Source organism: Streptomyces sp. NPDC002018 (assembly GCF_042890865.1).
In the GTDB taxonomy this organism is placed as follows: Bacteria; Actinomycetota; Actinomycetes; order Streptomycetales; family Streptomycetaceae; genus Streptomyces.
The window spans coordinates 112,521-119,772 of sequence record NZ_JBIASO010000024.1 but is presented as its reverse complement, the minus strand read 5'-3'; the positions used below and the strand labels follow the sequence as shown (position 1 = coordinate 119,772).

The 7,252-nt window shown below is 70.8% G+C and carries 1 protein-coding gene; it reads right to left on the bottom strand.

Going from position 1 to position 7,252, the window contains the following annotated elements; genetic code table 11:
* Window positions 1-7,235: type I polyketide synthase (locus ACFYYH_RS30290; RefSeq protein ID WP_388557660.1), on the bottom strand; the 7,235-nt coding region annotated here is incomplete at its 3' end.
* Between the last annotated feature and the right edge of the window lie 17 nt (window positions 7,236-7,252).

Here is a 7,252-nt window from a genome sequence, read left to right as displayed (position 1 = left end):
CCCACCACCACCGCACGATGCTCAAACACCGACCGCGACGACACCAACGACCAACCCACATCCACCACACCCACACCACGATCAGCAGCCACAAAAGCCCCCAACCGATCAGCCTGCGCCCGCAACGCCACCTCAGAACGACCAGACACCACCCACGGCACCACCACCGGAGCCTCACCGACCGGACTGACGCTCCCGCTCGCGGCCGGGGCCCCGGCCACATCCTCGGCCGCGTCCTCGGCGTCCTGGGGCGCGGCTTCGAGGATGACGTGGGCGTTCGTACCGCTGATGCCGAACGACGACACCGCCGCCCGCCGGGCGCGACCCGTCTCCGGCCACTCCCGGGCCTCACGCAGCAGTTCCATCGAGCCGGAGGACCAGTCGATGAACGGCGACGGCTCCTCGACGTGCAGGGTCGGCGGCAGGATGCCCTCGCGCATCGCCATCACCATCTTGATCACACCGGCGGCTCCGGCCGCGTGCTGGGTGTGCCCGATGTTGGACTTCACCGAGCCGAGCAACAGCGGCCGCTCGGGTGTACGGTCCCGGCCGTAGGTCGCCAGCAGGGCGTCTGCCTCGATCGGGTCGCCGAGTTTGGTGCCCGTTCCATGGGCCTCCACGGCGTCGATGTCGGCGGGCGTGAGCCCGGCGGATGCCAGGGCCTGCCGGATGACCCGCTGCTGCGAAGGACCGTTCGGCGCCGTCAGCCCGTTGGACGCCCCGTCCTGGTTCACCGCCGAGCCGCGTACGAGCGCGAGTACGGGATGACCGTTGCGGCGCGCGTCCGACAGCCGTTCCACCAGGAGCATGCCGACGCCCTCGGCCCAGCCCGCGCCGTCGGCCGCCGCCGAGAACGCCTTGGAGCGGCCGTCCGGGGCCCCGGCGCGCTGCCTGCTGAACTCGACGAACAGGGTGGGCGTGGACAGCAGGATCGCGCCGCCCGCGAGCGCCATCGAGCACTCTCCCGCCCGTACGGCCTGTGCGGCCAGATGCAAGGTGACCAGCGACGACGAGCACGCCGTGTCGACCGTCATCGTCGGACCCACCAGGCCCAGGGTGTAGGCGATACGGCCCGAGGCCACACTGCCCGCGCTGCCGGTCAGCAGATAGCCCTCGAATCCAGGTGTCCGCGCCAGGATGCCGCCGTGGTCCTGTCCGCTGACGCCGACGAAGACGCCCGTCTCGCTGCCACGCATCGCGTGCGGGTCGATGCCCGCCCGTTCGATGGTCTCCCACACGGACTCCAGCAGCATCCGCTGCTGCGGGTCCATCCCCAGTGCCTCACGCGGCGAGATCCCGAAGAACGCGGCGTCGAACCGGTCGATGCCGTCGACGAAGCCGCCTTCCCGCGTGTAGGTCTTCCCCGGGCTGTCGGGGTCCGGGTCGTACAGACCGTCGAGGTCCCAGCCCCGGCCCGACGGAAACCCGGTGATGGCATCCGTTCCGTCGGCCACCAGCCGCCACAGTTCCTCGGGCGAGTTCGCGCCCCCGGGAAGACGGCATGCCATGCCCACGATCGCGATGGGGTCGTCGTCCCCGCCGGAATCCGTCGCCGAGGAGCGGGACGGAGCCGAGGGCACCCGTGCGGCGAGCGCCTGCTCCGTACCACCGTCGGCGACCAGTTCCGAACGGAGATAGGAGGCAACCTCGGCCGGGGTCGGGTGGTCGAAGATCAGCGCGGCGGGCAGCCGGAGGCCTGTGGCCGCACCGAGCTGGTTGCGCAGTTCCACCGCTGTGAGCGAGTCGAAGCCGAGTTCCTGGAAGGCCCGGTCCTGGCCGACCGCGCTCCGGTCGCCGTAGCCCAGCACCGCTGCCACATACGAGCGCACCAGCCCGCCCAGTTCCCGTAGCTGTTCCGGCTCGCTCAGCCCGGCCAGCCGGGCCGCCAGTGAGGGGCCGTCCTGCACTCCTGCGGCCGCGCCGCGCCGTGGCGTGCGGCGGACGAGGCCGCGCAGGAGGGCGGGCAAGGCGTCGGGCTGGGCCCGCAAGGAGGCGAGGTCGAGGTGCATCGGCAGCAGCAGACCGGTTTCCGCGGGGCCTGCCACCACCGTGCCGGGCGCGCGGTCGGCCGCCGTGGTGCCGGGCGCGCGGTCGCCCGCCGTGGTGCCGGATGCCGTGGTGCCGGATGGGCTGTCGGCCGCCGCGAGCAGCGCGGTGTCGAAGAGTGACAGGCCCTCCTCCCGCGCCAGCGGGAACATACCGGCGCGGGCGATTCGGGTCCTGTCGGTGTCACTGAGGTTCTCGGTGATCCCTCCGGATTCCGTGGACTGCGCCCACAATCCCCAGGCGAGCGAGACGGCGGGCAGACCGAGGGCCTGCCGGTGAGCGGCGAGAGCATCGAGGAACGCGTTGGCGGCGGCGTAGTTGGCCTGCCCGGGACCGCCGAAGGTACCGGCGGAGGACGAGTAGAGGACGAAGGCCGAGAGGTCCGTCCCCCTGGTCAGCTCATGCAGATTCCAGGCGGCATCGACCTTCGGGCTGAGCACACGGTCCAGTTGATCATGGGTGAGCGTCGCGGCGATCGCGTCGTCCAGCACACCCGCGGTGTGGATCACCGCGGCCAGGGGCCGCCGCGCCGGAACCGCGGCCAGGACCGCGGCCAGCGCGTCCCGGTCCGCCGCGTCGCACGCGACGATCTCGGCCCGCGCGCCCAACGCCGTCAGTTCCGCGCCGAGTTCCTCCGCGCCGGGCGCCGCCGGGCCGCGCCGGCTGATCAGCAGCAGATCGCGCACTCCATGCTCGACCACCAGGTGCCGGGCGAGCATCGCGCCCAGCGCGCCGGTGGCGCCGGTGATGAGAACGGTTCCGTCGGCGGTCCAGGGGGTGGTCCAGGGGGTGACGGGACCGTCTTCGGCCACGACCGGTTTGTGTACGCGGGCGAGCCGGGGCGCGGAGACCTGGCCGTCACGGATGACGAGCTGGGGCTCACCGGTGGCCACGGCGGCCGGCAGTGCGCGCCAGGACTGTTCCCGGCCGTCCAGGTCCACCAGTACGAACCGACCCGGGTTCTCGGTCTGCGCGCTGCGCAGCAGGCCCCGCGCGGTGGCGGCGGCGAGGTCGCGGCTCTGCGCTCCTTCGGTGACCACGACGAGCTGGGACGTGGCGAGCCTGCCGTCGGTGAGCCAGGTTTGGACCACGTCGAGCGTCCGGTGCGCGAGCAGGCGGGCCCGCGACGGCGCGTCGTCGGAGACGGAAACGTCGTCGGAAGCGGAAACGTGGCTGGAGACAGAGTCGTTGTCGGAGACAGAGGCGTCGTCGGTGGCAAAGGCGTCGTCGGTGGCAGGGGCTTCGTCGGTGGCAGGGGCTTCGTCGGTAACGGAAACGGCCGGGACGGCGAGCGGCCACAGCACCACCGCGGGCGTGGCGTCTCCCTCGTCGAGGGCCCGCAGCAGGCCCTCGACGTCCTCGTACCGGCCGGAACCGGCGGTAAGTCCCGGTCGGCCCGTGCCCAGCGTGACCCAGTCGTCCGCGCCGAAGGCCATCGTCCCGCCGGCCATCGCGTCAGCGGCGGTCGTGTCACCGGCGGTCGCCACAGGGACGGCCTGGTGCTCCAGCCGGAACAGGGACTCGTGGTACGTGGCGCCCGCCTGGCGCAGGGCGTCGGCGGACACCGGCCGTGAGAGCAGGGACTCGACCGTCACCACCGGAGCGCCCTTGCCGTCGGTGGCCGTCAACGACACCGTCTCCGGGCCGGTGGGAGTCAGCCGGGCCCGCAGCAGGGTCGCCCCCGCCGAGTGCACACTCACCCCTGCCCACGAGAACGGCAGCCCGCCTTGGCGCGCGTCGTCCACGACGCCCCGCAGAAGTGGATGGAGGGCGGCGTCGAGGAGCGCGGGATGGAGGACATACCGTCCGGCGTCCGAGCGCTGTTCCTCGGGCAGTTCGATCTCGGCGAGGATCTCGTCACCGAGCCGCCAGGCCCTGCGCAGACCCTGGAACGACGGCCCGTAGCCGTGCCCCTGTTCGACAAGTCGCCCATAGACCCCGTCGACGTCGATTTCCGCGGCCCCGACCGGAGGCCAGGCCGTGCCCGGTCCATCGGCGCCGACCGACGGCACGCCGACGGCGAGCAGGCCCGTGGCATGCTCGGTCCACGGGTGCTCGACCCCGTCGTCGGTGTCGGGCCGCGTATGGATACCGACCTGGCGGCGCCCCGCCTCGTCGGCGGCACTGACGGAAAGCTGCAACCGAACAGCGCCTTCTCCGGTCAGCACCAAGGGCGTGGCCAGCGTGAGTTCATCAAGACGGTCGCATCCGACATGGTCGCCGGCGCGCAGTGCCAGTTCCACAAAGGCCGTGCCCGGCAGGAGAACCGTATCGAGGATGGCGTGATCCGCGAGCCAGGGATGTGTCTTCAGGGACAGCCGCCCGGTCAGTACGACCCCTTCGCCACTCGCGAGCTCCACGGTGGCGCCGAGGAGAGGATGGCCGACGGCGCTGAGCCCGGCGGAGGCCACATCACCGACACCGACGGGCGGAAGCAGCCAGTACCGGTCCCGTTGGAAGGCATACGTCGGCAGACCCACACGCCGGGCGCCGGTGCCGTCGAAGAACGACGACCAGTCCACACCCACACCCCGAACGAAGGCCTGCGCGACAGCCGTGACGGCAGTCTTCGGCTCGGGACGGTCACGGCGCAGAAGAGCAATGGCGGCGGAGGCGGCGGGATCGCTGACACACTCCGGGATCAGCGCGGACAGCACACCATCCGGACCAAGCTCCAGGAACGTACGGACCCCCTCACCCTCCATGGTCCGTACGGCGTCGGCGAACCGCACCGGGCGCCGCACATGCTCCACCCAGTAATCAGCGGAGGCGATCTCGCTGGTAACGGACTCCCCGGTCACGGCGGACACCATCGCCAAACGCGGCGCGGAGAACGAGATATCGCTGATCACGGCACGGAAGTCCGCGAGCATCGGCTCCATCAACGGCGAATGAAACGCATGACTCACCGCGAGCTTTTTGACCTTGCGGCCCTGCTCCCGCAGCAACACCGCGGCCTCATCAACGGCATCACCAGCACCCGCGATCACCACAGACGCCGGACCATTGACCGCCGCAATACTCACCCGGTCCTCACGACCGACGAGAAGCGGCAGAACCTCATCCTCGGCGGCTTGTACGGACACCATCGCCCCGCCAGCGGGCAGCGCCTGCATCAACCGGCCACGCGCAGCCACCAACCGAGCCGCATCCTCCAGCGAAAACACACCCGCCACATGAGCCGCCGCAATCTCACCCACCGAATGCCCGGCCACCACATCCGGCCCCACACCCCACGACTCCACCAAACGGAACAACGCCACCTCCAACGCGAACAGCGCAGGCTGCGTCACACCCGTCCCATCCAGACCCTCCCCCGACCACACCGCCTCCCGCACCGACGGGTCGAAGTACGAGCACACCTCGTCAAACGCCCCGGCGAACACCGGAAACGCCTCATACAGCTCCCGACCCATCCCCGCCCGCTGCGCGCCCTGACCCGTAAACACCACACCAAAACGACCAGAAACCACCGATCCCGACACCACACCAGGCCCAAGATCAGGCCCAGGACCAGCAGCCGCTTCACCGGCCAAAGCCGCCAGGCCGCTCAGGAGTTGGTCACGGTTCTCCCCCAGCACCACCGCACGCCGCTCGAACACCGACCGCGACGACGCCAACGACCACCCCACATCGACGGCCGAGGCACGGCTACCGGCCGCAAACGACCGCAGTCCCTCCGCCTGACCCCGCAACGCAGCATCCGACCGGCCCGACACCACCCACGGCACAAGCCCAGGCGGAGGAGCAGACACAGTCGTCCCCTCATCCTCATCCTCCACAGCAGGCGTCTCCTCGATCACCACATGCGCGTTCGTCCCGCTGATACCGAAGGACGAGATGCCGGCCCGCCGGGGCCGCCCCTCCGCCGACGGCCACTCACGGGCCTCACGCAGCAGCTCGACCGCGCCCGACGACCAGTCCACATGCGGTGACGGCTCATCCGCGTGCAGCGTGCGGGGCAGCACGCCCTCCCGCATCGCCATCACCATCTTGATCACACCAGCGACACCCGCCGCCGCCTGCGTATGCCCGATATTCGACTTCAACGACCCCAGCAACAAAGGACGGTCGGCGTCGCGCTCCTGCCCATACGTCGCGAGCAGCGCCTCCGCCTCGATCGGATCACCGAGCCGCGTCCCCGTACCGTGGGCCTCGACCGCATCCACATCAGTGGCGGCGAGGCCTGCCGCCACCAGTGCCTGGCGAATCACGCGGCGCTGTGAGGGGCCGTTCGGCGCTGTGAGGCCATTGCTGGCGCCGTCCTGGTTGATCGCGGAGCCCCGGACCACCGCGAGCACCGGGTGGCCGTGCCTGCGGGCGTCCGACAGCCGCTCCAGCAGCAGCATCCCGACGCCCTCGCCCCACCCGACTCCGTCGGCCCCCGCGCCGAAGGACTTGCAGCGGCCGTCCGGGGCCAGTCCCCGCTGGCGGCTGAACTCCACGAACGTCCCGGGTGTCGACATCACCGTCACACCGCCGGCCAGCGCCATCGAGCACTCGCCGGACCGCAGCGCCTGCGCCGCCAGATGCAGCGCCACCAACGACGAAGAACACGCGGTGTCCACCGTCACCGCGGGACCCACCAGGCCCAGGTTGTAGGCGACGCGACCGGAGGCGACGCTGCCCGCGCTGCCCGTCAGCAGGTAGCCCTCGAATCCGTCGGGAATGTTGTGCAGCCGGATTCCGTAGTCGCCGTACATGACACCGGAGAAGACACCGACCGGGGTCTCCTTCATGGTGGCGGGATCGATGCCGGCGCGTTCGAACGTCTCCCAGGCGACTTCGAGGAGCAGACGCTGCTGAGCGTCCGTGCCCAGTGCCTCGCGCGGGCTCATGTCGAAGAACGCGGGGTCGAACGCATCGGCGTCGTGCAGGAATCCGCCTTCGCGGGTGTAGCTGTGGCCGGTGCTGTCCGGGTCCGGGTCGTAGAGGTCGTCGTCCCAGCCGCGCCGGGTCGGGAAGGGGGTGATGGCGTCCGTACCACCGGCCACCAGCCGCCACAGGTCTTCCGGGGAGGCGACCCCGCCCGGGTAGCGGCAGGCCATGCCGACGATCGCGATCGGCTCCTGGTTCCGGTCCTGGAGCTCCTGGAGGCGGTGCCGGGTCTCGTAGAGATCGGCTGTCACGCGCTGCAGGTATCCGAGGAGCTTGTCGTCGTTGGCCATCTCGCGGCTTCCCCCACTCATCGTCACTCATCGTGTTC